Origin of the sequence: Halorussus limi, assembly GCF_023238205.1 — an archaeon.
GTDB lineage: Archaea > Halobacteriota > Halobacteria > Halobacteriales > Haladaptataceae > Halorussus > Halorussus limi.
In genome coordinates, this window is the sequence record NZ_CP096659.1 from 3,076,392 (window position 1) to 3,101,090 (window position 24,699).

Annotated in this window: 30 protein-coding genes; 14 read left to right on the plus strand and 16 right to left on the minus strand. The window is 67.6% G+C overall.

Going from position 1 to position 24,699, the window contains the following annotated elements; translation table 11 throughout:
- Positions 1-34 precede the first annotated feature (34 nt).
- A complete protein-coding gene (locus M0R89_RS15650; RefSeq protein ID WP_248650010.1) occupies positions 35-775 on the plus strand; it encodes an SDR family oxidoreductase in 741 nt (246 codons plus the stop codon).
- A gap of 58 nt (positions 776-833) precedes the next feature.
- On the opposite strand, the gene M0R89_RS15655 is transcribed toward M0R89_RS15650, so the two are convergent.
- Positions 834-1,808, minus strand: coding sequence for a DMT family transporter (locus tag M0R89_RS15655; RefSeq protein ID WP_248650011.1), 975 nt, complete (start codon positions 1,806-1,808; stop codon positions 834-836).
- A 261-nt stretch (positions 1,809-2,069) separates the two neighbouring features.
- Between M0R89_RS15655 and M0R89_RS15660 the strand changes: the two genes are divergently transcribed.
- Entirely contained in the window at positions 2,070-2,555 is a 486-nt protein-coding gene (locus M0R89_RS15660; RefSeq protein WP_248650012.1) for an Lrp/AsnC family transcriptional regulator, read from the plus strand.
- 14 nt (positions 2,556-2,569) lie between these two features.
- On the opposite strand, the gene thyX is transcribed toward M0R89_RS15660, so the two are convergent.
- On the minus strand, positions 2,570-3,313 hold the full coding sequence (thyX, locus tag M0R89_RS15665; protein ID WP_248650013.1) for an FAD-dependent thymidylate synthase: 744 nt from the start codon (positions 3,311-3,313) through the stop codon (positions 2,570-2,572).
- 101 nt (positions 3,314-3,414) lie between these two features.
- Between thyX and M0R89_RS15670 the strand changes: the two genes are divergently transcribed.
- Positions 3,415-3,993: an MBL fold metallo-hydrolase gene (locus M0R89_RS15670; RefSeq protein WP_248650014.1), complete on the plus strand. Its 579-nt coding sequence runs from the start codon at positions 3,415-3,417 to the stop codon at positions 3,991-3,993.
- Between the two features lie 60 nt (positions 3,994-4,053).
- On the plus strand, positions 4,054-4,587 hold the full coding sequence (locus tag M0R89_RS15675; protein ID WP_248650015.1) for a Rieske (2Fe-2S) protein: 534 nt from the start codon (positions 4,054-4,056) through the stop codon (positions 4,585-4,587).
- Here M0R89_RS15675 and M0R89_RS15680 read toward each other — a convergent pair whose 3' ends face one another.
- Together M0R89_RS15680 and M0R89_RS15685 are read right to left on the minus strand one after the other, a co-directional pair.
- Entirely contained in the window at positions 4,588-5,418 is an 831-nt protein-coding gene (locus M0R89_RS15680) for an ATPase (RefSeq protein ID WP_248650016.1), read from the minus strand.
- Entirely contained in the window at positions 5,415-5,690 is a 276-nt protein-coding gene (locus tag M0R89_RS15685) for a DUF5827 family protein (protein WP_248650017.1), read from the minus strand. Before M0R89_RS15685 ends, M0R89_RS15680 begins: the two co-directional genes overlap by 4 nt.
- Before the next feature lie 155 nt (positions 5,691-5,845).
- Between M0R89_RS15685 and M0R89_RS15690 the strand changes: the two genes are divergently transcribed.
- Positions 5,846-6,277, plus strand: a complete 432-nt coding sequence (locus M0R89_RS15690) for a DUF7522 family protein (protein WP_248650018.1) — start codon at positions 5,846-5,848, stop codon at positions 6,275-6,277.
- A 116-nt stretch (positions 6,278-6,393) separates the two neighbouring features.
- Here M0R89_RS15690 and M0R89_RS15695 read toward each other — a convergent pair whose 3' ends face one another.
- The 3 genes from M0R89_RS15695 to M0R89_RS15705 form a co-directional block, all read right to left on the minus strand.
- On the minus strand, positions 6,394-7,503 hold the full coding sequence (locus M0R89_RS15695) for a PstS family phosphate ABC transporter substrate-binding protein (protein WP_248650019.1): 1,110 nt from the start codon (positions 7,501-7,503) through the stop codon (positions 6,394-6,396).
- Between the two features lie 230 nt (positions 7,504-7,733).
- Positions 7,734-8,345 carry a superoxide dismutase [Mn] gene (gene sod, locus M0R89_RS15700; RefSeq protein ID WP_248650020.1) on the minus strand — a complete coding sequence of 204 codons (612 nt, stop codon included), beginning with the start codon at positions 8,343-8,345 and terminating at the stop codon, positions 7,734-7,736.
- 255 nt (positions 8,346-8,600) lie between these two features.
- Positions 8,601-9,233 carry a superoxide dismutase gene (locus tag M0R89_RS15705; protein ID WP_248650021.1) on the minus strand — a complete coding sequence of 211 codons (633 nt, stop codon included), beginning with the start codon at positions 9,231-9,233 and terminating at the stop codon, positions 8,601-8,603.
- Between the two features lie 194 nt (positions 9,234-9,427).
- On the opposite strand from M0R89_RS15705, the gene M0R89_RS15710 reads away from it, so the two are divergent.
- Together M0R89_RS15710 and M0R89_RS15715 are read left to right on the plus strand one after the other, a co-directional pair.
- Positions 9,428-9,658: a hypothetical protein gene (locus M0R89_RS15710; RefSeq protein ID WP_248650022.1), complete on the plus strand. Its 231-nt coding sequence runs from the start codon at positions 9,428-9,430 to the stop codon at positions 9,656-9,658.
- Positions 9,659-9,752: 94 nt separating this feature from the next.
- Positions 9,753-10,235, plus strand: a complete 483-nt coding sequence (locus tag M0R89_RS15715) for a peroxiredoxin family protein (protein ID WP_248650023.1) — start codon at positions 9,753-9,755, stop codon at positions 10,233-10,235.
- Positions 10,236-10,246: 11 nt separating this feature from the next.
- Here M0R89_RS15715 and M0R89_RS15720 read toward each other — a convergent pair whose 3' ends face one another.
- The 3 genes from M0R89_RS15720 to M0R89_RS15730 all read right to left on the minus strand — a co-directional run bounded on the left by M0R89_RS15720 (position 10,247) and on the right by M0R89_RS15730 (position 14,269).
- A complete protein-coding gene (locus M0R89_RS15720; RefSeq protein ID WP_248650024.1) occupies positions 10,247-11,689 on the minus strand; it encodes a cryptochrome/photolyase family protein in 1,443 nt (480 codons plus the stop codon).
- 115 nt (positions 11,690-11,804) lie between these two features.
- Entirely contained in the window at positions 11,805-13,025 is a 1,221-nt protein-coding gene (locus tag M0R89_RS15725) for an alpha-hydroxy-acid oxidizing protein (protein WP_248650025.1), read from the minus strand.
- Positions 13,026-13,141: 116 nt separating this feature from the next.
- A complete protein-coding gene (locus M0R89_RS15730) occupies positions 13,142-14,269 on the minus strand; it encodes a putative sulfate/molybdate transporter (RefSeq protein WP_248650026.1) in 1,128 nt (375 codons plus the stop codon).
- A gap of 263 nt (positions 14,270-14,532) precedes the next feature.
- Between M0R89_RS15730 and M0R89_RS15735 the strand changes: the two genes are divergently transcribed.
- Entirely contained in the window at positions 14,533-15,537 is a 1,005-nt protein-coding gene (locus M0R89_RS15735; RefSeq protein ID WP_248650027.1) for a TIGR04024 family LLM class F420-dependent oxidoreductase, read from the plus strand.
- Between the two features lie 117 nt (positions 15,538-15,654).
- Positions 15,655-16,191, plus strand: a complete 537-nt coding sequence (locus M0R89_RS15740; RefSeq protein WP_248650028.1) for a VOC family protein — start codon at positions 15,655-15,657, stop codon at positions 16,189-16,191.
- Here M0R89_RS15740 and M0R89_RS15745 read toward each other — a convergent pair.
- Positions 16,161-16,487, minus strand: coding sequence for a hypothetical protein (locus tag M0R89_RS15745; protein ID WP_248650029.1), 327 nt, complete (start codon positions 16,485-16,487; stop codon positions 16,161-16,163). The two genes, M0R89_RS15740 and M0R89_RS15745, sit on opposite strands and share 31 nt — an antisense overlap.
- A 113-nt stretch (positions 16,488-16,600) precedes the next feature.
- Between M0R89_RS15745 and M0R89_RS15750 the strand changes: the two genes are divergently transcribed.
- Entirely contained in the window at positions 16,601-17,182 is a 582-nt protein-coding gene (locus M0R89_RS15750; RefSeq protein ID WP_248650030.1) for a metal-dependent hydrolase, read from the plus strand.
- A 101-nt stretch (positions 17,183-17,283) separates the two neighbouring features.
- Positions 17,284-18,303 carry a quinone oxidoreductase family protein gene (locus M0R89_RS15755; protein WP_248650031.1) on the plus strand — a complete coding sequence of 340 codons (1,020 nt, stop codon included), beginning with the start codon at positions 17,284-17,286 and terminating at the stop codon, positions 18,301-18,303.
- 138 nt (positions 18,304-18,441) lie between these two features.
- On the opposite strand, the gene ddfA is transcribed toward M0R89_RS15755, so the two are convergent.
- The 4 genes from ddfA to folP form a co-directional block, all read right to left on the minus strand.
- Entirely contained in the window at positions 18,442-18,741 is a 300-nt protein-coding gene (ddfA, locus tag M0R89_RS15760) for a DdfA family disk-determining factor (protein ID WP_248650032.1), read from the minus strand.
- Between the two features lie 129 nt (positions 18,742-18,870).
- Positions 18,871-19,524: a helix-turn-helix domain-containing protein gene (locus M0R89_RS15765; protein WP_248650033.1), complete on the minus strand. Its 654-nt coding sequence runs from the start codon at positions 19,522-19,524 to the stop codon at positions 18,871-18,873.
- A gap of 29 nt (positions 19,525-19,553) precedes the next feature.
- Positions 19,554-20,285, minus strand: coding sequence for a 6-hydroxymethylpterin diphosphokinase MptE-like protein (locus tag M0R89_RS15770; RefSeq protein WP_248650034.1), 732 nt, complete (start codon positions 20,283-20,285; stop codon positions 19,554-19,556).
- 105 nt (positions 20,286-20,390) lie between these two features.
- The gene (folP, locus tag M0R89_RS15775; RefSeq protein WP_248650035.1) at positions 20,391-21,545 is read right to left on the minus strand and encodes a dihydropteroate synthase; all 1,155 of its coding nucleotides are present in this window, start codon (positions 21,543-21,545) and stop codon (positions 20,391-20,393) included.
- A 202-nt stretch (positions 21,546-21,747) separates the two neighbouring features.
- On the opposite strand from folP, the gene M0R89_RS15780 reads away from it, so the two are divergent.
- Positions 21,748-22,341 (plus strand): anthranilate synthase component II, encoded by a 594-nt coding sequence (locus M0R89_RS15780; RefSeq protein WP_248650036.1) that lies wholly within the window; start codon positions 21,748-21,750, stop codon positions 22,339-22,341.
- A gap of 21 nt (positions 22,342-22,362) precedes the next feature.
- Here the strand turns inward: M0R89_RS15780 and M0R89_RS15785 are convergent, their stop codons facing one another.
- On the minus strand, positions 22,363-22,839 hold the full coding sequence (locus tag M0R89_RS15785) for a DUF7344 domain-containing protein (RefSeq protein ID WP_248650037.1): 477 nt from the start codon (positions 22,837-22,839) through the stop codon (positions 22,363-22,365).
- A 160-nt stretch (positions 22,840-22,999) separates the two neighbouring features.
- Between M0R89_RS15785 and M0R89_RS15790 the strand changes: the two genes are divergently transcribed.
- Together M0R89_RS15790 and M0R89_RS15795 are read left to right on the plus strand one after the other, a co-directional pair.
- On the plus strand, positions 23,000-24,133 hold the full coding sequence (locus tag M0R89_RS15790) for a pyridoxal phosphate-dependent aminotransferase (RefSeq protein ID WP_248650038.1): 1,134 nt from the start codon (positions 23,000-23,002) through the stop codon (positions 24,131-24,133).
- Positions 24,134-24,256: 123 nt separating this feature from the next.
- Complete coding sequence (locus M0R89_RS15795; protein ID WP_248650039.1) at positions 24,257-24,550, plus strand: PRC-barrel domain-containing protein; 294 nt, start codon at positions 24,257-24,259, stop codon at positions 24,548-24,550.
- Positions 24,551-24,699: the final 149 nt, after the last annotated feature.

A 24,699-nucleotide genomic window follows, 5' to 3' on the forward strand; every position in this document is an offset into this window, starting at 1 on the left:
AAGAACCAACTCGGTCGCCGACCCATCCGCACCCATGGCAGACGACCCGCTCGACGGCAGGACGGCACTGGTTACGGGCGCGAGTTCGGGTATCGGCGAGGCGACGGCCCACGCGCTGGCACGCGACGGCGCTCGGGTCGCGCTGGCGGCCCGCCGCCCGAAGGCGCTGGACGACGTCGCCCAGACGATAGAGTCCGAGTGGGACGCCGAGACGCTCGTCGTCCAGACCAACGTCCGCGACGAGGACTCGGTCGAGGGGATGGTCGAGACGACCGTCGACGCGTTCGGCGGTCTCGACGTACTGGTCAACAACGCCGGACTGGCCCGCGGCGAGTCGGTCGAGGACATGGGGACCGAGGAATACGAGACGATGATGGAGACCAACGTGGACGGGGTGTTCTACGCGACGCGGGCCGCGATTCCGCACCTCAAGGAGACCGAGGGCAATCTCGTCTTCGTCGGGAGTTTCGCCGGACAGTACCCCCGGCCGTTCAACCCCGTCTACGCCGCGTCGAAGTGGTGGGTCCGCGGGTTCGCCCACAGCGTCGAGGCCAACGTCGGAGAGGAGGGCGTGGCCGTCACCGTGGTCAATCCCTCGGAGGTCCGGACCGAGTTCGGGTCGGCCTACGGCGAGTCGTTCGCCGAGCGGTTCGGCGAGGGCGAAGTGACCGAACCCGAGGAGGTCGCGGAGGCCATCGCGTTCGCGGCCGAACAGGAGAACTCGACCGTCAGCGAACTCGACATCTACCGGCGCGACAAGTTCAGCGGATTCTGACCGAGAGCGGCGGACTTCGGTCTACAGCGAGATGGACTCGCCGAACGAGAGGCGGTAGTCAGTCGTCGGCGGGTCCCGTGGGGCTAGACCACGCGTTCCCACGTTCGCCGTCGGCGTCCGGCGACGCGTCCGACTGCTCGCCGCGCGCGAGCGAACGCCGCACCGAAACCGCCGCCCGCCGGACGACGTGCCGGTTCAGGACCGCGAACCCGGCGAAGATGGCGGCGAAGCCGACGAACGTGGTGGGACCGACCAACTCGCCCAGCACCGCCCAACTCGCCAGCGTCGCCACGACGGGTTCGAGATAGCCGACGAGGTTGAGTCGAGTCGGGCCGATTTCGTCCAGCAGGTGGAAGTAGAGCAGGTAGGCCACGACGCCCGAGAGGAGCGTCAGGTAGGCAAACGACGCCAGCGAGGTCGGGGTTAGCCGAACCGCCGCCAGCGACTCGCCGCGGAGCGCCCCCGCGGCGAACAGCAGGCCCGAACCGCCGAGCATCGCCCACCCCTCCATCGTCGCCACCGGCAGGTCGGTCCGGAGAGGCCGGGTCAGGACCGCGCCGAGCGCGAAGCACGCGATGCCGACGAGGACGAGTCCGACGCCGAAGACGCTCGTCGAGAGCGCGTTCGCGGGGTTGAGGCCCGCGACGATTGCCACGCCGGTGATGCCGAGCGCGAACCCGACTCCCTTCGGAATGGTCAGGCGCTCGTCCAGCAGGACCGCCGCGAATCCGGCGGTCAGGACCGGCGAGAGACTGACCACGACCGCCGCGATTGCGCCCGAGATGCGCTGTTCGCCGAGGTAGAGCAGACCGTGGTAGCCCGCGATGACGAACACGCCGACGACGGCGACAGCGAGGTACTCGCCGCGCTCGCGGGGTCGCCAGCGGTCGGTCGCCACCGCGGCGTAGCCCAAGATGACCGCACCGGCCACCGCGTACCGGAGTCCGGCGAACACCAGCGGCGGGAAGTAGTGAAGCCCGATTTCGATGGCGACGAACGAACCGCCCCAGAACGTAGCGAGTAATACGAACATCACGGAAGGTAGTGAGATACTGCTTCCAATATCGTCCGAAATCATGATTCTGTTTCAACCGTCATAGGTCGCGGGCCTTAAACGCTTCTACAACAGATTGTCCTGAAATCGAATTAGAGTCGAAAACAGTTCCTAGTCCCGAATTCTTCATCAATATTCACTCGTTGCTCGACTCAAGCCGGCTCTATGGGAACGTCGTCGTCGGACCGCTCGCGCCGACAGACCCGAGGTTAAGTAGTCGGCGACGTAACGTGGAGGAAAATGGACGAGCGCGACGTAACCATCCTGAAGGCCATCGCCGACCTCGGGACCGGCAGCCCCGAAAAACTGGGCGAAGAGACCGACATTCCGGTCTCGACCATCCACTACCGACTGAACAACCTGCGCGAGGAGGGCGTCATCGAGAACGACCTCTACGACATCGACCTCGAAAAGGCGGGTCTGGGCGTCACCGTCGTCGTGGAGGTGTTCGCCGATTACAGCGACTCCTACGAGGAGTTCGGCGAGAAACTGCTCGCCGTCGAGGGCGTCACGCAGGCGTACTTCGCCATGGGCGAGACCGACTTCATCCTCGTCGCGCGCCTCCCCGACAGCGACGCGGTCGAGCGCCTCATCAGCGACTTCGAGGCCATCGACGGCGTCGAGCGCACGAACTCGACGTTCGTCATCTCGTCGCTCCGCGACACGGACAATCCACTAGAGAGTTACAGTTTAGAGACGCTGGTCGAAGAACTGGCCGACGAGTAGGAACGGCGCGTCGGTCAGGGCGCGAGCCGATTCTTCCGGTTCTTCATGTGCTCCTCGTAGTGTTCGAAGGTGATGGGACACCACTCCTTCGCCAAGTCGAGAACCTGCTCGGTCATCTCCCTGATTTCCCACTGAGCGTCGGCCGCGGCGCGCATGTCGGCGACGTGCATGAGCATGCGGGCGTTCATCGACATCACCATGTTGACCTCGGTTCCGATAGGCAGGACGAACCGGGCGTCCTCCGGCGGCATCCCGAGGTCGAGCAGTTCCTGATAGTCCTCGACCGAACGCTTGACAGACTGCCGGAAGACGGCCTCGCGCTTCTCGACCGTCTCGTCGTCTACCGCCCCGCCCTTCTGGTTCCGACCGACCCAGTCGGGGTCGTTGGCGGACGGCGGCGTAACCACCATCTCGCCCTCGGCGACGTTCTCGGGGTCGACCTCGTCGAACGCGACGTACCGCATCGACTGCACGTCGAAACTGACGTGCCTGTGGCGAGTTATCTGCGCCATGCACGACCGACTGATTCCTTTCACGGCGAAGGTGGCCTGCGGATGCTCGAAGGGACCGAAGTGACCCTGCTTCAGCAGGTGGCCGATGAGCGTCTCCTTCTTCTCCTCGATACCTTCGCCCTCGATGGACTCCATCGTCTCCTCGAACGACTGGTCCCCGAGCCAATCGCTCATGTAATCGTTGCGCGCCGCCGAACAGATGACCTCCTCCGGGTCGTCGGTGGCTTCCAGCAGTTGGACCTCCATGGGTGTGACGAGTAGCGCCGGACTACATAAACCTGAGTACATCGTCCGTCCTCCGAACTGACAGCGACACTCACAAACCCCCGCCGCTCCTACTCCCCGGCATGATTACGAATCTCGCGCGCGGCGTGCAGGCGTTCACGAGCAACGCCTTCCTCGTGGAGGGCGACCGGACCGTACTCGTCGATACCGGGTCGAACTTCGACGCGGTGGCGCGAATCCGCGAGCGAGACGCGGACCTCGACGCCGTAGTCCTCACGCACACCCACCACGACCACGTCGGAAACCTCGAAACCGTCACCGATGCCTTCGGCGTCGAAACGTGGGGGTTCGACACCGACCACTCCGCCGTGGACAACGCCATCGCCGACGAGGAGACGGTCCGACTCGGCGACCACGATTACACGGCGCTCCACACGCCGGGGCACAAGAACGACCACCTCTGTTTCCACTCGCCGGCCGCCAGCGTCCTGTTCGCGGGCGACCTCATCTTCCAGAACGGGAGCTTCGGCCGCACCGACTTGGAGGAGGGCGACCGGGACCTACTCGTCGAGAGCATCGACCGGGTGCGAGACCGCATCGACGAGACGCTCTCGGCGATGCACGTCGGCCACGGTCCGAGCGTGACGACCAACCCGTATCAGGACGTGGAACTGGCCGCGAGCGCGGCCCGCATGGGGTGAGACGCTGCCGGGCGCGAACCGGCAGCTAAATTTATTTTTCGCCGGTTCGTTCCTCGCAGCGTGACCGGAAGAACGCGACTGACGACGACCGAAACGGTCCGCGACGAGCGGTCGTGGCTATTCACGGTCCGCGACCAGTACGACGAACTGGACGAGGTGATTCTGGTTCCCTGCGAGGAGCGAGAGGTCGGCGAAGCGACCGCCGACTCCGCGGACCGGCAGGCCGCCGACTCTGCCGACTCCGGCGTCGAAGCGTGGGTCAACCGATGCACGCACGAGGCCCAGCGACTCGACCGGGGGTTCGGCGCGGCGATGCGTGACGGCCAGATAATCTGCCCGAAGCACGGGTCGATGTTCGACGCCTGCTCGGGGTACTGCGACAACGGCGACGCCGCGGACACGACGCTCCCCGCGGTCGAAATCGCGGTCGAGGACGGCGCGGTCTACCTGACCGACGACGGCTACGAGTTCGTCCACGAGGGGAGCATCGAAGACGGCGGCGCGGAAGGAGGTGAAAATGGAGCGGGAGACGCGGACGAATCGCAGGACGACGATGACGACATGCCGAGTTCGACCTCCCACATCGGATTCTAATCAGGAGTCGGCGACGGCGAGCAGTTCGCCGAACGCCTCGTCGTAGGCCCGCGCGACGGCGGCGGGGTCGCGCCGGTCGTCGCCCGCGAGCGCCGGAAGTCCGGCGGTCGCCTTCGGGTCGGCGAGTTCGGTGGCATCGCCGGTGTGGACTTCCAATCGGCCCTCGCGGGCGCTCCCGCCGGCGACTTCGCAGGCCTTCAGGAAGCGGTCGCCGTCGTAGGCGGCCATTCGGCCGGGTTCGACCACGGCCACCGCGTCGAACGAGAGGCCCCGAATCGGGAGCGCCACGTCGCCGTACGACTCCACGACGGCGGACCCGCCCGTCTCGCGCTGGAGTTCGCGGACGCGCTCGGCGAACCCCTCCAGCATCGGGAGGTGGAGCCGTCGGGTGACGTCGTCCAACTGGTCGACCGACTCGACTTCGGGTGCCTCGGCGACGGGGAGGTTCCGGCGGGCCGACTCGGGCACGTCGGCCCGGGCGTTCGCGACGAACGACTGGCCGACCCGGTCCAGCACGAACTCCCGGTGCGCCTGCCCGACGAGTCCGGCGTCGGGGCCGGGCGAGGGTCGCCAGAGGCGGTGAATCGGGTTCAGGTCCTCGGGGTCGAACTCGGTGCCGCACGCGGCCGAACTCGCCTCGGCGAGTCGCTTGGCGTCCTTGCCGTAGAGGCGACCCGCGTCGACCGCCCGGCGGTAGTCGTCGTGGTCGAACCAGTAGTCGTTGCCCGCGCGGGGCTTGAACCCGACCCCGCCGAGGCGAGAGAGCAGGCCGGTCGTGAACGTCGTCTTCCCGGCGTCAACGCGCTCGCCGCCCGCGACGAGAATCCTCATCTGTCGTCGGACTTCAGGCCGTAGTAGCCCGGTTCGTCGTCGTCCTCGGGTTCCGCGATGACGAGGTCGTCGGCGTTGTTCATCACCCACGGGATGGCCCAGTCGAGCAAGATGTCCTCGGTCTCGGCGTCGATTTCCGCGTCGGGGTCGAGTCCCTGAAGGAGGCGCGCGATTTCGTAGACTGTGTACATCTGGTCGGCGTCGAGCAGTTCCTCGGCGGTGTAGAAGTCGCAGGGGTGGAGTTGTTCGAACTCCGACTTCGGTCGTGGCATGGCCGAGCGTACGGCCGAGCGCGGGGTAAATGGTTCGTCTCGTCGTCGGACGTCGGACGCCGCGGCCGCGCTTCCGGCGCGTCACGACCGACGGAGGCGTCACGACCGACGGAGACCTAATTTTTATACTTCGCGCCGACGCAGATTGACTGGCTATGCGAGATGTGAACGTGGAACGCCGACGGGAAGCGGCGCGGGCGCTCGTCGAGGCGTTCTCGACGTTCGGTGACGACGCCCTCCGGGACGTATGGCTGTTCGACCAGCGGGGACACGAGCGACTCTACCTCCGCGACGACGTGGCGGAGAAGATAGCCGACCTCGACGTGACCCGGTTCGTGGACAACGAGCGCTACGGGTACGTCACCCGCGACACCTACAGCGACCTCTACTACGCCGATTTCGCGTACACTGTCCGGGGGTTCGACGGCTTCGAGCAGTTCCGGACCTTCCTGAGCGACGGCGACCGGAAGGTCGGCGTCTTCGCGAGTTTCGACCGGCGGGAGGGCGGCTACGACTTCGGCGCACTCTCCGACTCGCTCGCCGAGGTGGTCGCCGACTACCCCGTCGACGCCTTCGGACCCGAGTGACCGCCGCCCCGGTCGAAGCCTCCATTTCGACTGACGGAAAGGCACGAACGGACGACAGACGGTGAAAAGTCGAGGAGAGCGAGCAGACGAGGCGAGAAAAGCGAACGAGGTCTCGTTCAGTTCTCGGGGTCCGGAAGCGCGTCGAGTTGCTTCTTGCGTCGGTCGTCGGTGAGGGTGGCGTACCCCTGCGTCTTCACGTAGTTCTCCTGTCCGAACTCGCTGATTATCATGCGGAGGTACGCCGCCTCCTTCTTCGAGGTGCCCTCGTAGGTGTAGCAGTGGAGGTCACGCGACAGCGGGTAGTTCTCGTCGGCGAGGTTCTTGCCGGGTTCGTACACCTTGCCGTCGAACGAGAGTTTGATGGAGGGAACGTCGGAACCGACGAACGCCAGCGCCATGTACGCGATGGCGTTGTCGGACTTGCTGACCAGCGTCTTGACTTGCTGGTTCTGGCCCTTGCGCACGTCCACGCCCGACATCGAGGCGTTTGGACCGCCGAGGAGATTCACCCGGAACGCGGTGTCGGTCCCCGACCCCTCCGAGCGGCCGACAGCCTGAATCTCCTTTTCCTCGCCCTCGTAGGACGGAATCTCCGACCACTTCGTGATCTTACCGGTGTATATCTTCCGGACCTGCTCGGCGGTCAGCTTCGTCACACCAGCCTCGTATATCTCGTTGCTGACGACGATGGGTTGGGCGTCCACGCCCACGACGTGGTCCTTGAACTTCTTCAGTTCCGACTCGCTGGCGTCGGGGAGTTCGGCCGAGACCGGGGCACTGGAGTCGCCGATGTCGATGAGACCGTTCTTGAGTTTCTCCAGTCCGGTCCCGGAGTGGCTCAGGCCGACCGACACGTCGAACGGCGGCGCGGCGTTCCCGGTCGCCTCGAACCCGTAGAGGCCCGCCCAGTAGTCGGCGAGGCGCTTCTCGGTGTCGATGCCGTAGTTGCTCGGCCCCCAGTACTCCTCGTCGCTGGCGGGCGGATTCGACGACCAGACCGACCCCGCGGTGCTCGTAATCGGGTAGACGGTCGAGGAGCCGCCGGCCTTCAGTTTGTCCGGCCCGGACGACTGACCGCTCTGTTTCGACCCGGAGTCGGAACTGTCGTTCTTCCCGCCCTCGGTCGTTCCGGAGCCGCCCGAGCCGCCGACGCAGCCTGCGAGCGCCGCCGCTCCGGATGCTCCTGCCACGGTCATGAACTTACGACGAGTCGATTGGTCTGCCATCGAGTGAACGAACCAGCGACTCCGTCATAAACCTACCGAATAAAATATATATTTTCTCGATATCTATATATTACTCTCTATTGGCAGCGTTTCACAATGGAACGGAGTTGTTTGGATATCATTCACAGGCGTAACTGCCGAGTAACAGAGCCGTTCGCTGGAGAACGGACGCCGGTGAGACGCGTCGCTGGTCGGACGAAGCGACCGAAAGAAAGCGCTCGTTCGGGAACTTACTCGTGGTTGCCGACGGTCTTCTGGTACTGCTCCGCGACGTGGTCCCAGTCGACGACCTCGAAGAAGTTCTCCACGAAGTCGCCGCGGTCCGGACCGTAGTCGTAGTAGTAGGAGTGTTCCCAGACGTCGAGCGCGAGGATGGGGTGTGCGCCCCAGAGCGCGCCCTGGTCGTGCTTGTCGACGGCGAGGTTACGGAGCTGCTTGGCGACCGGGTCGTAGACCAGCAGCGCCCAGCCACCGGCGGCGCTCGCTGCGGCCTCGAACTCGCCCTTCCAGCCCTCGTAGGAGCCGAAGTCCTCCTCGATGCGGTCGAGGAGTTCGCCCTCGGGTTCGCCGCCGCCGTTCGGGTCCATGTTCTCCCAGAACAGCGTGTGCAGGTAGTGACCCGAGCCGTTGTGGGTCACGTCGCCGAGCGCGCCCGCGGTGCCGCCGAAGTCCCCGCTCTCGCGGTTCTCGGCCAGCGTCTCCTCGGCGCTGTCGAGCCCGTTGACGTAGCCCTGATGGTGGGTGTCGTGGTGCCACGTGAGCACCTGTTCGCTGATGTGCGGCTCGAGCGCGTCGTAGTCGTACGGAAGCGGTGGTAGTTCGGGGTTGGATCGCTCGGACATAATTGAACCTCGCTCCTATATAGTCGCTTTTCACTCTTAAAGTTTGAGAAGTCGATTGGTAGCACACCTCTAGGGCGGTGTCGAACCCAGTCCTCGGACGCTCTCGACGCCGTTTCTCCACCCCGGACTGAACGCAATTACAGTAAAGATGTTGATATGCGGAGCGCTCTCCGGCCGTTCGACCCGGTCCGACTTCCCCGTCGCTGCTCGGTTTCCCCGTTCGGTCCGATTCCGGTTCGGCCCGACGACTCCGACTCAGTGCGACCCGGTCTGCTTCGGAATCGCGTCGGCCTGCTGGGCCTGCTGGTAGCGCTGTTCCACGTCGTCCCAGTTCACCACGTCCCAGAAGTTGTCCACGTACTCCCCGCGGTTGTTCTCGTACTGGAGGTAGTACGCGTGTTCCCACACGTCACAGACCAGCAGGGGCGTCGCGCCCTGCGGATGCTGGTTCTGGTGGTTCTCGGCCGCCGCGACGATGGGCTTGTCGGCGATGTGGTCGTAGACCAGCATGCCCCATCCGGAGCCTTCGACGCCCTTCGCGGCCTGCGAGAAGTCCTGCTTGAACTGGTCGTACCCCCCGAAGTGTTCGTCGAACGCGTCGGACAACTCGCCGCCGGGTTCGCCGCCGCCGTCGGGGTGCATGTTCTGCCAGAAGACGGTGTGGTTGACGTGACCCGAGAGGTTGAACGCGAGGCTTCGCTTGACCGAACGCACGTCGCCGAAGTCACCGCTCCCGCGCATCTCCTCCAGTTTGTCGAGGGCGGCGTTCGCGCCGTCCACGTAGCCCTGATGGTGCTTGTCGTGGTGAAGTTCCATGATGCGCTGGTCGATGGCCGGTTCGAGCGCGTCGTAGTCGTACGGAAGTTCCGGTAGTTCGTAAGTAGCCATTAGTCTCTCCCCCGTCTCTCTCCGGCAACGGCCACGGGGTTAAGTGTTAAGCCAGTGGTCGAATCGGCGATATGCGGGTTCGCGGACAACCGCCAGAGCGCCGCCATACTCGGCCGGGGTCGGGCAGTCTCGCAGCGGTCGGACCGATTCCGAAACGGGACAACGGTTATTTATCTGACTGCAAATGGTCCGATATGAAGAGTGCCCTCCGAAGTCGTCGCACCGCAGTCCGCGCGGGCTTGGCGACGCTCGTGGTCTGTCTCCTCGGCCTCGCGTTCGTCGCCGTCGCGGGCGGGCAGGCGTGGCGCCGAGTCGAGTCCGTCCTCTTGGCAGTCGCGTCCGTCCTCGTCGTTCTCCTCCTGCTCAAAGCCGCGGTCGTCTTCGTCTCGGTCGGACTCCGTCTCGTCCTGTCCTCCGGGGAGTGAGGGCGCCGGCAGGCCGAACTCCTCGGGGACCGAGACCGCGGTCAATCCGGCCGCCGCCACAACCGGCTTTGGCGTCGGACGCCACGGTAGAACCGTGACGCTCGAAGGCTCCGAGGCACCCGACTTCACCCTCGAAAGCACCTCAGGCGGCGACGTATCGCTCGAAGAGACGCTGGAGTCCGGTCCTACTATCGTCCTCGTCAACCGCGGTCACTGGTGTAGCTTCTGCGCCGAGCAGTTGGCGACGTTCAGCAGGGTCTACGAGGACCTCCACTTCAACGAAGGAGTGGACGTTCTCCCGGTCGTGACGAGCGAAGCGCCGAAGCTAGTCGAGATGCGCGACCGGTTCGACTACGACTTCCAACTGCTCGCGGACCCCGACGGGGAAGTCGCGGAACAGTACAGCGGAACCGAGCAGACCAGCCACGGCCTGACCGGTATCGCGGGCACGTACGTCGTGGACACCGACGGGCAGGTCCGATACGAACAGGTCGCCGACGACCTCACCGACCGCACCTACGGCAACTGGGTCCGGTACTTTATCCGCAACGACTTCGAGGACGCGTTCGGCGAGTAGCGGTCTGGTCCTCACTCGTCACCGCGTGCTCGCTCGAACATCGCTATCGCCTCCTCGCGGCGCTCCGCGTGGTCCACGATGGGCGCGGGATAGCCCGGAGCGACGCGTTCGCGCTCCGCGTCGGTCAGTTCGGTCCAGCCGTGAATCTCGTCGGGGGAGGCGTCCCGGAGTTCGGGCACGTACTCCCTGACGAACTCCGCGTCCGGGTCGTAGCGCTCGCCCTGCGTCGTCGGGTTGAACACCCGAAAGTACGGTTGGGCGTCGGTTCCGGTCGAGGCGGCCCACTGCCACCCGCCGGTGTCGTTGGCGGTGTCGTGGTCGGCGAGTCGCTCGCGGAACCACTCGTACCCCTCGCGCCAGTCGAGCAGGAGGTCCTTCGTGAGGAACGAGGCGACGACCATCCGGAGGCGGTTGTGCATCCACGCTTCCGCCCGGAGTTGGCGCATCGCGGCGTCCACGATGGGGTAGCCCGTCCGGCCCTCCTTCCACGCCCGCAGGGCCTCGGGGTCCTCGCGCCACTCGACGTCGTTCTCGTAGGACTTGTAGTTACGGCTCACCACGTCTGGCCGGGCCGAGAGGACGTGGGCGTAGAACTCCCGCCACGCGAGTTGACTCCGGAACTCTCGGACGGAGGCGGCCTCGCTCCCCTCGTCGTCGGGGTCGCCGTCGGCGCGGGCCGCCGCCTCCTCGGTCGCCTCCCAGACTTCCCGAATCCCGACGGTGCCCCACTTGAGGTGAACTGAGAGCCGCGAAGTCGCGTCCTTCGCGGGGTAATCGCGGTCCTCGGCGTACCGGAAGATGTCGTCGCAGAACTCCCGAAGTCGGTCACGCGCCACGTCGGTCCCGGCGGGCGGCACGTCCGCTTCCGGTTCCTCGAAGCCGAGGTCCGCGAGCGTCGGGATGGTCGAGTCGCCGGGGAGGTCGGCGTCGGCGACGCTCTCGGCGTCGACCACCGTCTCCGACGCGGGCGGGTCGTACGGCGCGTCCTTCTCCCGGTCGCGCCACTTCTTCCAGAAGTAGGTGAACACCGAGTAGTGTTCGCCCTCGTTCGTCCGAATCGACCCGGGTTCGTGGTGGAGCGCGTCGTGATACGCCGCCCGCGAGACGCCCGCGTCGTCGAGCGCGAGGCGGACCTCGCTGTCCCGTTCGCGGGCCAGCCCCGAGTAGTCGCGGTTCCAGTAGACGGCGTCTACGTCGTACTCGTCGGCGATTCGGGGCAGTTCATCGCGGGGGTCGCCCCGGACGAGCAGCAGGTCGCCGCCCGACGCGCGGTAGTCGGCGCGGAGCGATTCGAGCGCGTCGAGCAGGAACGCGACGCGCGGCGGACTCGCGCGGGCCAGAATCTCCGGGTCGAAGACGAAGACCGGCAGGACCGACTCGCCTCCGGCGGTCGCCTCGGCCAGCGCGCGGTTGTCCGCGACGCGGAGGTCCCGGCGGTGCCAGTGAAGGTTCATACGGAAGCCGTTGGTCCGACGAACCGTCAAACGACGGGTCCGCGGCCGGAGTCCTGCCGGGGCCGGCGGCCGGAACTCAGTCGGACTCCGTTGTCGCAACGGGGGTCACGGTCGGTCAGTCCCGCTCGACCAGCACCGACTCGTCGAGTTCCGCCACCGAGTCGTACCCGGACAGCGCCAGCGTCAGGTCCAAGTCCGCGAGGAAGTTCCGGACGACCTCTCGAACGCCGTTCTCGCCGTCGATGGCCAGTCCGTAGACGTAGGGTCGGCCGAGCAGGACCGCGTCCGCACCGAGCGCCAGCGCCTTGACGGCGTCCGCGCCGCGGCGAATCCCGCTGTCGAACAGGACGGCGAACTCGTCGTGACCTTCGTCCACGGCGTCTTTTGCCGACCGAGCGTCCCCGACCGCCCGCACGACGTCGGGGAGCGCCTCGACGGCCGAAATCGCGCCGTCGACCTGTCGGCCGCCGTGGTTCGAGACGACGACGCCGTCCACGTCGCGCCGGACCGCCTCGCGGGCGTCCTCGGGATGTAATGTCCCCTTCAGGAGTACGGGAAGGTCGGTCGCCCCTCGGACGCGCTCTACCGTCTCCCAGTCCATCGAGAGGTCGCCGAACTGCTCGACGAACCGCCAGAGTGCGGCCTGTTCGTCCTCCTCGGGCGGGGCGTCGAGCGAGTCGCGGAACGCGGGGTCCGAGAGGTAGTTCGCCACGCCCTCGCCGTCGAGGAACGGCAGGTAGGCGTTGGCAACGTCGCGCTCGCGCCACCCCATCGTCGGCGTGTCGAGCGTTATCACGATGGCCTCGTAGCCCGCATTTTCGGCGCGATTCACGAAGCTCTCGGTCACGTCGGGGTCCGCGCTGGGGTAGAGTTGGAACCACCCGGTCGCGTCGCCGAGTTCGTCCGCGACGTCCTCCATCGTGGCCGAGGCCGCAGAACTGGAGACGAAGGGCACGCCGAGCGATTGGGCGGCCCGCGCGCTGGCGAGTTCGCCGCCCTCGTGGATGATGGACTGGACGCCGACGGGCGCGAGCAGGACCGGAACCGGGAACTCCTGTCCGCACATCTCAACCGAGAGGTCGCGCTCGGCCACGTCCTGCAACATCCGAGGGAGAATGCGCCACCGCCGGAACGCCTCGCGGTTCCGGTCGGCGGTGTCCTCGCCGCCCGCACTCCCGGCGACGTACGCGCGGGCCTCCTCCGAGAGGGCTTCCATCGCGGCTTCTTCGAGTTCGTCGGGCGAGACGGGCATCTCGGGACGCTGGTCGGCGAGCATCCCGCTGGCGTACACCTCTCGCTGGCGATTCGGGCCGTAGGCTTCCGACGGGTCGTCCATGGTGGTCCGGTGGTGGTGTGGGTTGTTATAACTTGTCAGGATCTTCCCGCCTCGGCGTGCGGCGAGCATGCATCCCGCTTCAGAGAACGAATTTTATTTCTCAAACGTGGTCGTAGCTATTCCTCATTCGAATCGCGCGTCCGCGCCAGCACCGTCGACGCCGCGACTCCCGCGACGAACGCGAGTCCGACGTTCGTCGCCGCGCCGAGGACGCCGACGCTCGCGGTCAGCGCGAGCGAGTCGGTGTCGAGACTCGCCTTCGCCAACTCGACGGCGACCAGCGCGAGGACGACTCCGAGCGCGGCCATCGGGAACGCCGCGACCAACTCGGCCGCGCCGAGCGCCGCGCCGGCGTAGAGGCCGCCCAGAATCAGGTTCGCACTCGCGGTCCGCGCGCCGAAAGCGTGTTTGCCCGCGACGCCGCCGCTCCCGTGACACATCGGGAGCGCGCCGAGCGGAACCGCCAGCAGGTTCATCGCGCCCATGCTGGTGGCGAGTTCGTCGGGCGAGACCTCCGCGTCGAACAGGTCCGAGAGCAGGAGCGAAGTCGCCACCGCGGCGTTGCCCACCGTCATCGCCAGTTGCGCGCCCGTCGCCGCGAGCGCGTCGGCGGTGACGGCGAAGTCCTCGGCGGCGACCCCGACGCCGCCCCGCGGGAGTCCGACTCCGAGATTCGGTACCGCGACTCTCGGCGCGCCGGTCTCGGTCGCCGCGAGGCCGACGCCCACGGCTAGAACCGCCAGCGCGGCCGCGCGCCGGTGGCCGAACGCGACCACTACGCCGCCCGTGGCCGCCGCCGCCAGCGCCGTCTTCGGCGCGCCCGACCCGAGTTCGAGACCGGTCCGCGCGAGGACGAGCGCCACCGCCAACTGGACGCCCCGAATCGCGGCGGGGTCGATGCGGTCGGCGAGCGCGCCGAGCGCGCCGACCGACCCGAGCGCCAGCAGGACGACGCCCGAGAGCGTCCCCGCGACCGCGAGTTCCGGCACCGTCAGCGACCCCGCGATGACCAGCGCCGCGAGCGCCTTCATCGGTTCGACCGAGACGGGCGCGCCGTAGCGAAGCCCCCAGACGACCTGAAACGCGCCGAACCACAGCAGGAGGACCGGAAGCCGAAGTTCCGTCAGCGCCGACACCGCGACCACGACCGGCAGGACCGTCACCGAGTCGCCGACCGCACCGGTCGCGTCGCCCGGCGCGAACGTCGGCGCTCGGTCCCGGAGGTCGGCGGTCGAGAACTTCATCGTGAGAGCAGTCGTCCGTAACCGACTTAGGGTTACTCAGAAACCGAAAGTCGGTACTTCGGCAGATTTCGTAACCGCGAACGGTTACTGGAGCGCGAGTCGAACGCGGACGGGGTACGGAACTCGAACCTCGGCGGTCCCGTCTCGACATTTTCCACCCGACGCTCCCAACCCCATGCCTCCAACTCGACGCCCGATGAATATCGTTTCTCACACGAACAGTTGGCATGGGAACTATGGTGGGCGCTTCCGTCGTCTCGTCCATGACAGAGCGCAACATCCACCTGCCGGTCGCCGCCCGACCGAGCATCGACGACATCGTCTCGCTCGCACAGCAGGCCGAGGACCGCGGCTACCGCCGGGCGTGGCTCCCCGAGACGTGGGGCCGGGAGGCCGCGACGGTCCTCTCGGCCATCGCCGAGCGCACCGACGAAATCGGCATCGGGCCGTCCATCCTCAACGTCTACTCGCGGTCCCCGGCGCTGGTGGGCCAGACCGCGGCCACCCTGCAGGAACTCTCCGACGGTCGGATGCGCCTCGGCATCGGCCCGTCCGGTCCTGCGGTCATCGAGGGCTGGCACGGCCAGAGCTTCGAGCGACCGCTCCGGCGGACCCGCGAGTACGTCGAAATCGTCCGGCAGGTCCTCTCGGGCGAGACGGTCAACTACGCGGGCGAGGAGTTCACCGTCGGCGGGTTCCGCCTGCGGAGCGACCCGCCGGACGAGACCGTACCCATCGACGCGGCCGGGATGGGACCGAAGTCGGTCGAACTCGCCGGGCGCTTCGCCGACGGCTGGCACGCCCTGATGCTCACGCCCGACGGGATTCGGGACCGACTCGAAGACCTCCGGCGCGGCGCGGAGTTGGGCGACCGCGACCCCGACGACGTGCGGGTCACGCTCTCGACGACCTGCGCGGTCTCGCCGGACGGCGAGCGCGCCCGGACCCTCGCGCGCCAGCACCTCGCGTTCTACGTCGGCGCGATGGGGACCTTCTACCGGGAGGCGCTCTCGCGGCAGGGCTACGAGGAGACCGCCGAGGCGGTCGCGTCCGCGTGGGGCAACGGCGACCAAGAGGGCGCAATCGCGGCAATCGGCGACGACCTGCTCGACGACCTCGGCGCGGTCGGGACGCCCGAGGAGGCCCGCGCGCAACTCCGGAAGTTCGAGGGCATCGACGGCGTGGACCGCGTGGCGGTCTCGTTCCCCCGCGGCGCGGAGCAAGACGAGTTGGAGGCGACCATCGACGCGCTCGCCCCCGAGGAGTAGCGTCGACCCTTCGGCGGACTGCGACCACCCGTACCTGCGACCGTCGCGGTTTCTCGCGGGCGAGGGACGGAGACGGCCGCGCAAAACCTATTCCGGTCGGGGTCGCACACGGGAACCGTGACAGACTCCGCCGATTCCGTCGATTCCGATTCCGCTGATTCCAACTCCGCCGACCCCTCCGGAGCCGAGACGCCCGAAATCCGCGTGGACCACGTCGGCATCGCGGTCCGCTCGGTCGCCGACGCCGAACCTCTGCTGGAACTGCTCGGAGCCGAAAAGCTCGTCCACGAGGAGGACCCGACCGGCGCGTTCCGGTGGGCGTACTACCTGCTCGGCGACGCCTCCCGCGTCGAGTTGGTCGAACCAATCGAGGGCGAAGATTCCTTTCTCACCGACTTCCTCGCCGAGAACGGGGCGGGGATGCACCACGTCACGCTCGAAGTCGCCGACATGGACGCCGCAATCGCGGCGCTCGAAGCCGAAGGGGTTCGGGTCGTGGACCGCACCGACTACGACGAGTGGGCCGAGGCGTTCGTCTCGCCGCGGAACCCGACCGGCGTCCTCTGGCAACTGATGGAGTACCGCGACCCCTTCGCCGAGGGTCGGCCCGACCCCGACCGACTCTACATCGGCGGGAAGCGATTGACGGAGTAGCGATTCGTATCGGGGTCGTCGCCGTCCGTTTCGTCGTCTCCGCTATCGTTCTCGTCTCCGGGAGTATCGTCAGGTCCCCGTCCGGACGCTCCGTCGGACTCGTTGCGAACCCGTCGACCGTTTCCGTGGGAGTTCGGGTCGTCCACCAGCAGACCCAGAAAGCAGAGCAGGAGTCCGAAGACGAGACCCCACGTGACGATGCTCTCCGAGACGACGCCGAGCGCCTGCCCGACGAGGAAGAACCCGCTGGCGCAGACGACGGCGATGCCGAACAGGAGGACCTCGATACTGCGCATACGGACTTCTCGGAGAGCTATCAGAAAACGACTCCGTCTCCGCGCGGCGACGCACGACCCGTCGGCGTTCGGCCGCCCGTTGCACTTACTGCCGTCGGAGACGTACCGAGCGTATGTTTCCGCTGGGTCACGTCGGAATGGCGCTGCTGTTCGTCGCGCCCGTCGTGTTGCTCCTCGACCGGAAGCGTCGGTACCCGCCGGTCGCCGTGCTGGCGCTCGCAACCGCGCTCCTGCCGGACCTCGACGGGAAGATTCCCTTCTCGCACCACCACGGCGGGCCGCACACGGTGTTGTTCGTCCTCTCGGTGAGCCTCGCCGTCGGACTCTCGCTCGCGTTCGTCTCGGCCAACCTCACGTGGTTGGCGCGTCGCGTCGATGGACTGCCCAGTTTCCGGCCGCGCGCGGCGTTCGCGCTCGGGGCGGGCGGTGCGCTCGCTGGCCTCGGTAGCCACCTCTTCGCGGACGTGCTGATGATACCCATCGCGGACAACCCGGTGGAACCGTTCTGGCCGGTGTCCGAACGGACGGTCGCGCTCGGACTGATGCACCCCGGCGACCCGGCGTGGAACTGGGGACTGTTGGCCGCGGGCGTCGCCGTGCAGGCGCTCGCGCTGACGTTCGTTTTCGTCCGCACCCGCGGGTACTGGACTCCCGTTCGGACGGGGCGCTCCGGCGATTCGAACCAGTCGCGATAGGTCCGTCCGACGCCAGCGAACTCCGCACCGCTCTCGGCGCGGAACCGGAGGAACTCTCCACGACATGAGAGTTTATCGGGCTCCGGCACGAAGCCGACTGTATGCAGAGAGTCGAAGTCACGGAGTTCGGCGACAGCGACGCACTGGCGGTCACGGACGCGGAGAAACCGGAACCCGGCGAGGGCGAGGTCCGCATCGCCGTCGAGGCCGCGGGCATCAACTTCGCGGACATCATGCAGCGTCGCGGCCACTACGTCGGCGGCCCGGAACCGACGTACGTGCCCGGGATGGAGGCCGCGGGTACGGTCGACGCCGTCGGCGAGGGCGTCTCCGCGAGCGAAGCGAGCGGAGGTTCGTCGGACGCGTCCGACGGCGTCGGGTACGAAGAGGGCGACCGTGTGGTCGCCATGACCGGACGGGGCGGCTACGCCGAGTACGTGCTCGCGGACGCCGACTCGCTGTTCGAGGTGCCCGAGGCGATGTCGTTCGACGAGGCCGCGGGGTTCCCGGTCCAGTTCATGACCGCCCACGCGGTCCTCCACGAGTGGGGCGAACTGGAGGAAGGCGAACGAGTGCTGGTCCACGCGGCGGCGGGCGGGGTCGGAACCGCGGCGGTCCAGTTGGCAAGCGCGGCGGGCGCGGAGGTGTTCGGCACCGCCAGCACCGACGAGAAACTCGAACTCGCCGAGCGACTCGGCTGTGACCACCCCATCAACTACGAGGAAGAGGACTTCCGTGAGGTCGTGGACGAGGTGACCGACGGCGAGGGCGTGGACCTCGTGTTGGACGGCGTGGGCGGCGAGACGTTCGCCCGGAGCCTCGACGCACTCTCGCACTTCGGGCGGGTCGTGGCCTACGGCGCGGCCAGCGGCGAACCCGGCGAGGTCGACACGACGCGACTCCTCTTCGAGAACAAGTCGGTCGTCGGGTTCCACCTCGGGAACGCGACCCAGCGCGACCCGCAGCGAATTCTCCTGTCGGTGCCGGAACTCCAGCAGATGCTCGCGGCGGGCGAGTTGGAGGTCGTGGTCGGCGAACGGTTCCCGCTCGAAGACGCCGCCGCGGCCCACGAAGCCATCGAGAACCGCGAGACGACCGGCAAAGTCGTTCTGAACCCCTGAACCGGACCCTCGTCTCACCCCCGACTCCGCACTCCGTTCGCTATTACTCCTCGACCCGCCGGAACGCACCCCCAGACGCGCCCCGGACGCGCCGACGACTGGTCTCGGCGACTCCGTCGGTCGCTCGCCGCGTCGCGGTCAGTAGACTCGGACGGTTCCGCCGCTCTCGACGCACACCTCGTGGCCGCCGTACTCGAAGGCGACGCGGCCCTCGCGCTGGTGGGACACGTCGCTCCGGACCGGTCTGAATAGCGCGTCGAGCGCGTCGGGGTCGATGGTGTCGTAGAGCGGTCGTAATTCGCGCTCGTCCGCGTCGGACGCCGAACTCACGGCGGTTACGATGGCTTCCGCGACTGACTCGCCGTCGCCGACTTCGGAAGTCACGACGGGGTCCTGTGCTGTCTCGCTGTGAAGTGAAGTAGACTCGTCGCCGTTCATCGTTCGCTAAAACCGACAGCAACACTTGTGAACCCGGCCCCTAAGTCCCGGCGTGTGAATACTACCATTCTTTTAAGTCAGCCCTGCCGATAGCGAGTCCTCGGACGCGGGTCGCCCGGGGCCGCCCGGTCACTCGTCGTGGACGAGCGTGTTCGCCAAGAGATTCCGGTTCCCCCGGCGCAAGCGCGCGGAGAGCGCGTTCCGGGAGATACCGAGGTCGTCGGCCAGTTCGGCCAGTTTCGCGCCCCGCGGCACGTCGAAGTAGCCCGCGTCGTAGGCGGCGGTCAGCGCCTCGCGTTGCTCCTCGGTCACGCCGTAGGTGCCGCTCTCCTCGGGGTTCTCTGGTTGGTACACTCGGTCGAGTTGAAACGAGAACTCCCGCTCCAGACAGTAGTCGTGGAACGCCGAGAGAGCGTCCCGATTCGGGAACAGGACTTTGAGTTCCCACCGCTCGCCGCCATCGCTCACGGCCTCCAGAATCGTCGCCTTCGCGTCCGAGATGCCCGCCATGAGGTTCTCCACGTTGGCCTGCCACGTCACGCGATAGAACCGCTCGTCGTCCCCCTGCTCCTCCAGCGTCAGGATGTCCTGAATCGTGCTGTCCTCGCGGAGCGCGGCCTCGAACCCCTCGAAGTCGCCGTTGGCCGCCCAGAAGTACGGCGTCACGTGTTCGGTGCCAGCGACGACGCGCTTGATTTCGATTCGCATGTCGGGAGCCCTCGTCAGGGTGTCCGCCAGTACGAACTCGCTCGCGGGGACGGTCATCTCCGCCATGACGCTCATGGAAACTCGACTCGGCTAACGACCGCCTGCTATAAACGCTCGTCGGCGACGTCGGTCCCCTCGAACGCCGCCTCGATTCGCTCGCGGCGGCCGTCCAACACCTCGAACCGCTCGCCGCGCCGGAGTTCTAACCACCGGAGCAGGCGCTCGGCCCAGTCCAACTTCTTCGCCTTCACGGGGTCCACGTCGGGGTCGTCGAAGTCCCACCCGACGAACCGGAGTTCGGCCGCGCCGAGGTGGTCGGCGAGGAACGCCGCCCGGTCGCCGTCGGTGAACCCGCCGACGTTCCGGACGTGTGCGACCGGCCGGGACTGGGTCGTCGGCAGGACGTAGTCTGTGTCGAATCTCGGCACCCACTCGCGGACCGCGGGCACGTTGTCGCCGTGGGCGTGGACCGCGACCGGCGTCCCCTCCTCGGTCAACTCGCGGGCGGTCTGGGGGTTCTTGTCGAGATCCGTGACCATGCAATCGACGCCGACGCCGGCGTCTCGGAGGTCGTCCGCGGCGGTCGAGGCCGCGAAGACGGCGTCGGCTTCGCGGGCGCGGTCGAGTTCCGCCGGTCGGTCGGGGTGGTCCGAGTCGGTCAGCGAGGGACCGGCCCCCGCAATAGCGACCGTCTCGCCCGACGCGTCGAGTTCCGCGAGGTCGAAGGGTCCGGTGAGGTCGGCCAGCACGTCGCGGGCGCGCTCGTCGGCCTCGCTGTCGAAGCCGAAGTCCGCCAGAATCCGCTCGTAGACGGGGCTCCACGTTTCGTAGTTCATGTCAGAATCGCTTGAGCCGGAAGTTCGCAAGCAAGTACCCCTACCCGCGAGCGCCCTTCCGGCTTCCCAAATCCGGATTCTTCCTCCCCCGGCATAAGTTTTCTCTTACCGTTCCGGGTCGCTGACAGCATCGAGAGCGTCGACCAATCGGTCGGAGGGCGCTTCTCCCCCGGATTCGTCGGCCACGAGCGAGCGGAGGCGGGCCAGCGCGGCGGGCGTCCCCGCGAGCAGGACGCCCGCGGTTCCGGGCGCGACGGTGACGCCGGCGTCCATCGCGGCCGCGGCGAGAGTTTGGCGCTCGGCGTCCGAGAGTCGAGAAAGCTCGAACACGCGCGTCTCGGTCTCGTCGGCGAGGTCGGCGTCGGCCCCGAGGCGGTCGAGGTGGCGGGCGGCCTCTCCGGCGCTCGTCACGTCCAACTCCTCGACGCCGAGGTCCGCGTCGCGGAGTCGGTCGCGCGCGAAGACGTCCCCTATTTTCGCGGCGTCGAGGGTCTCGGCCACGTCGTGAGTCCGGACGACGTGCGCGCCGCGCTCGACCGCCATCGAAGTCGCGGCCAGCGAGACCGGCAGGGCCTCCTCGGTGCTTCGGCCCGCGAGGTCCCGGAGGAAGTTCTTCCGGTTGATGGAGACCAGAATCGGCTGTCCGAGGCCGCGAAACTCCCGGAGTCGGCGGAACGTCTCGCGGTCGTCTTCGAGGGTCTTGGCCTCCGACCAGCCACCGAACGCGGGGTCCACGATAGTCTTGTCCGTCAGGCCCTCGCGCTTCAGCGCGTCGTAGATGTCGTCCACGCGCTCTATCGCGCCGGGGCGTTCGAGGTCGGGTGGACTCGCCATCTTCACGACCGCGGCGTCGTGGTCGCGACACACGTCGGGCATCCGCGGGTCGGCGAACCCGCAGATGTCGTTGACCATGTCGAACCCGCGCGCGAGCGCCGCGTCTGCGACCTCGGCGTACCGGGTCTCGATGGAGAAGACGGCGTCGCCCGACACGCTCTCGATGGCCTCGACCGCGGTGTCGAGGCGGTCGAGTTCCTGCTCGGCCGAGAGGACCTCGAACCGCTTGTTGGCGGATTCGAGGCCCACGTCCACGATGTCCGCGCCCTCAGCGATTAGTTCGGTGTCGACGTACTCGGCGGCCTCGCCGGGGTCGTCGTAGACGCTCGGGTCGTAGGGCGACTCCTCGCTGACGTTCAGGACGCCCATTATCCGCGGCGGGTGGTCGTCGCCGATGCCCAAGCCCGCGGCGTTCACGTTCTGCATGTGCGAACCCCGGGACGGGAGAAATAAAAAGGAGGCTGTTCCGGAACGCGCGACTCGACGGCGACCCCGGACAGGAGCATCGACCGACCCGGAACTTCGCCGACCCCGAACCTCGACCGAGGCGGCGCATCGAAGCCCATTAATCGTCTGCACGCCAACTGAACCCACGACCGAATTCGCGGCCGAGATTCCGACCCCGAACATGTCCATCCTCGTCATCGACAACTACGACTCGTTCGTCTACAACCTCGTCCAGTACGTCGGCGAGTTCGACCCCGAGGTCTCGGTCCGGCGCAACGACGCCGTCACGGTCGCGGACGTGCGCGAACTCGACCCCGACGGCATCGTCGTCTCGCCGGGTCCCGGCACGCCCGCCGACGCCGGCGTCTCGATTCCGCTGTTCGAGCGGACCGACTACCCGATTCTCGGCGTCTGTCTCGGCCATCAGGCGCTCTGCGCCGCCGAGGGCGCGGCGGTCGGCCACGCGACCGAAGTCGTCCACGGCAAGCCATCGACCGTGACCCACGACGGCGAAGGGGTCTTCGCGGGTCTGCCCGACCCCTTCGAGGTCGGGCGCTACCACTCGCTGGCGGTCGAGCGCGACGAACTCCCCGACACGCTCGACGTGGCGGCGCGGACGGTCGGCGAGGAGCGCGGCGGCGACGGCCGAAGCGTCGTCATGGCGGTCCGCCACCGCGAGCGCCCTCACGTCGGCGTCCAGTTCCACCCCGAGAGCATCCTGACCGACGCGGGCCGACGACTCGTCGCGAACTTCTGCGAGTCCTGTCGGTCGTAAGGACGGACCGCAGAAGTTCGACTACCCGTCCTCGGCCCGCCGGGCGTGTTCGAGCCACTCGTCCAGCCACTCGTGGCCCCGGTACTCGACCGACCGGTCGGCCGGGTCGTACCGCACGACGCCGTGGGACTCCAGTTTCGGCAGGTGTGCGTGGTGGAGTTCGACCGCCAGTGACGAGGTGTCGGTCGCGCTTTCGGACGTTCCGTCGGTCGCGTCCTCGTTCTGCTCTTCGCTCGCCCGCTTCGACGCGACCGCTTCGGCCAGCGACTCGACCGAGAGCGCGGCCGCATCGCTCTCTGCGAGGTGATAGAGCGCGTCGCGGCGCACCGAATGTGCGAGAAGCGCGAACGCGGCGTCGAGTCGCTCGGACGACTCCTCACCGGTCCGGAGGTCGGCGGTGGGTGCCTGCGCGTCGGCGGTCGCACCGAAACCGCCGTCCGACGCGTCCGACTCCTCCGACGACGGAGTCGCCTCGCCGTCGCTCGGGTCGTCCGGCATTCTCAGGTCGGCCTCCGAGGCGTTCGTCGCGTCCGACTGGTCTCACGAGAAGCTAACACGCCTCTCTCTTCGCGGCAACCACGTTTAAACCGTCTGCTTGGACTGTCAAGCGTGTCGTCGTATCCCGAAGGTTAATTTCTCGGTGCCCGTACACCGACACGTGTTCCCCGACATCGCGTATCTCGAGTGGATTTCCGGACGGCCCGAGACCGCCGAGTACGACCTCGGTTCGTCGGACCTCCGGCGTGCGCCCGCCGGTGCCGACGAGGTGGTGCCCCCGGCGCTCGCCGACGTGGTGGCGGGCGAGGCGACTCTGCGCGAACGCCTCGCCGAAATCTACGGCGTCGCTCCCGAGAACGTCCTCGTGACCGCGGGCGCGACCCACGCCAACTTCCTCGCGGCCGCGACGGCCGTCACCGGGGCGGAAGCCGCCGAGGAGGCGACCGAAGGCGACGGCGACGGCGCCGAACCGGCTTCCACACCGCGCGTGCTGGTCGAGAAACCGGGCTACGAACCGCTGTTGGCGACCCCGAGCGCGGTCGGCGCGACGGTCGACCGGTTCCTCCGGCGGGCCGACGACGGCTATCTGCTGGACCCCGACCGGGTGGCCGCCGCGACGGTCGAGAACACGGCGCTCGTCACGGTGTCGAATCGCCACAACCCGAGCGGTCGGCTGACCGACCGTGAGACGCTCGCCGAGACCGCCCGCCTCGTCGGCGACGCGGACTCGACGCTCCTCGTGGACGAGGTGTACGCGCCGTTCCGCGCCGACCCCGGCGACGGTCCCTTCGGCGGCCCCACCGCGGCCGGACTCCCGAACACGGTCGTCACCAACTCGTTGACCAAGTTCTTCGGTTTCGGCGGCGTCCGAATCGGCTGGCTCGTCGCCGACGCGGGGTTCGTGGACCGAGCGCACTCGGTCCGCCACCACGTCCCGGCGGTCGCGGAACCGAGCAGGCAACTCGCCGGGCGTGCGCTCGCGGCCGCCGACCAACTCGCCGACGAGTCCCGCGAGCGAATCCGGGCCAACCGCGAGGCGCTGGCCGAGTTCGTCGCCTCGCGCGAGGACCTCTCGGGCCGGGTCGAACCCGGGTGCTCCTACGCGTTCCTCGACTACGACGCGGCCGACGGCGACGCGGTCGCCGAGGCCGCGTGGAACGAGGGCGTGCTGGTCGTTCCCGGCCGCTTCTTCGACGAGTCCGACAGGTTCCGCGTCGGCGCGGGCGGGGACCCCGAGCGCGTCTCGGCGGGTCTGGACCGCCTCGGCGAGGTGCTGGACTCGCTCGCGGGGTGACGCGGCGGAGGACGACCGGCCGTCGAACGTTTCGAGGGTCAGCGGGGTCCGATAGTTCACTTCGGAGATGATTTCGCCCGGGTCTGCCAAAAGTTAAGACCCGCCCTCACAATCGTTGTCTACATGGACGGAACACCGCAGGAAATAACGAATCTGGTCGGCCGGGAGGTGTACTCCAACAACGGCGTCTTCGTCGGGGAAGTCGAAGACGTGCGCCTGAACGTGGACGCGTGCGCCGTGACGGGGTTGGCGCTCGGCGAACTCAACCGCGAACTGTTCTCCGACGTGGTCGGCAACGAGAACGGCGTGATGATTCCGTACCGCTGGGTCCGCGCGGTCGGCGACGTGGTCCTCATCAACGACACCATCGAGCGACTTCAGCAACCGGACGCCGACGAGGAAGAGGTCGCGGTCTGAGCGTCGTCGGTCGCTTCGGTTCTTTTTCGGGAGTCGTTTCGTCGTCGGTTCGCCCACGGGAGACGCCGACGATTCGAGAGGCGCGTCGGTGATTTCGAGGTATCGACTCGATTGCCGAACGCTGCGTACGAGTTTCTGACGCGAGATAA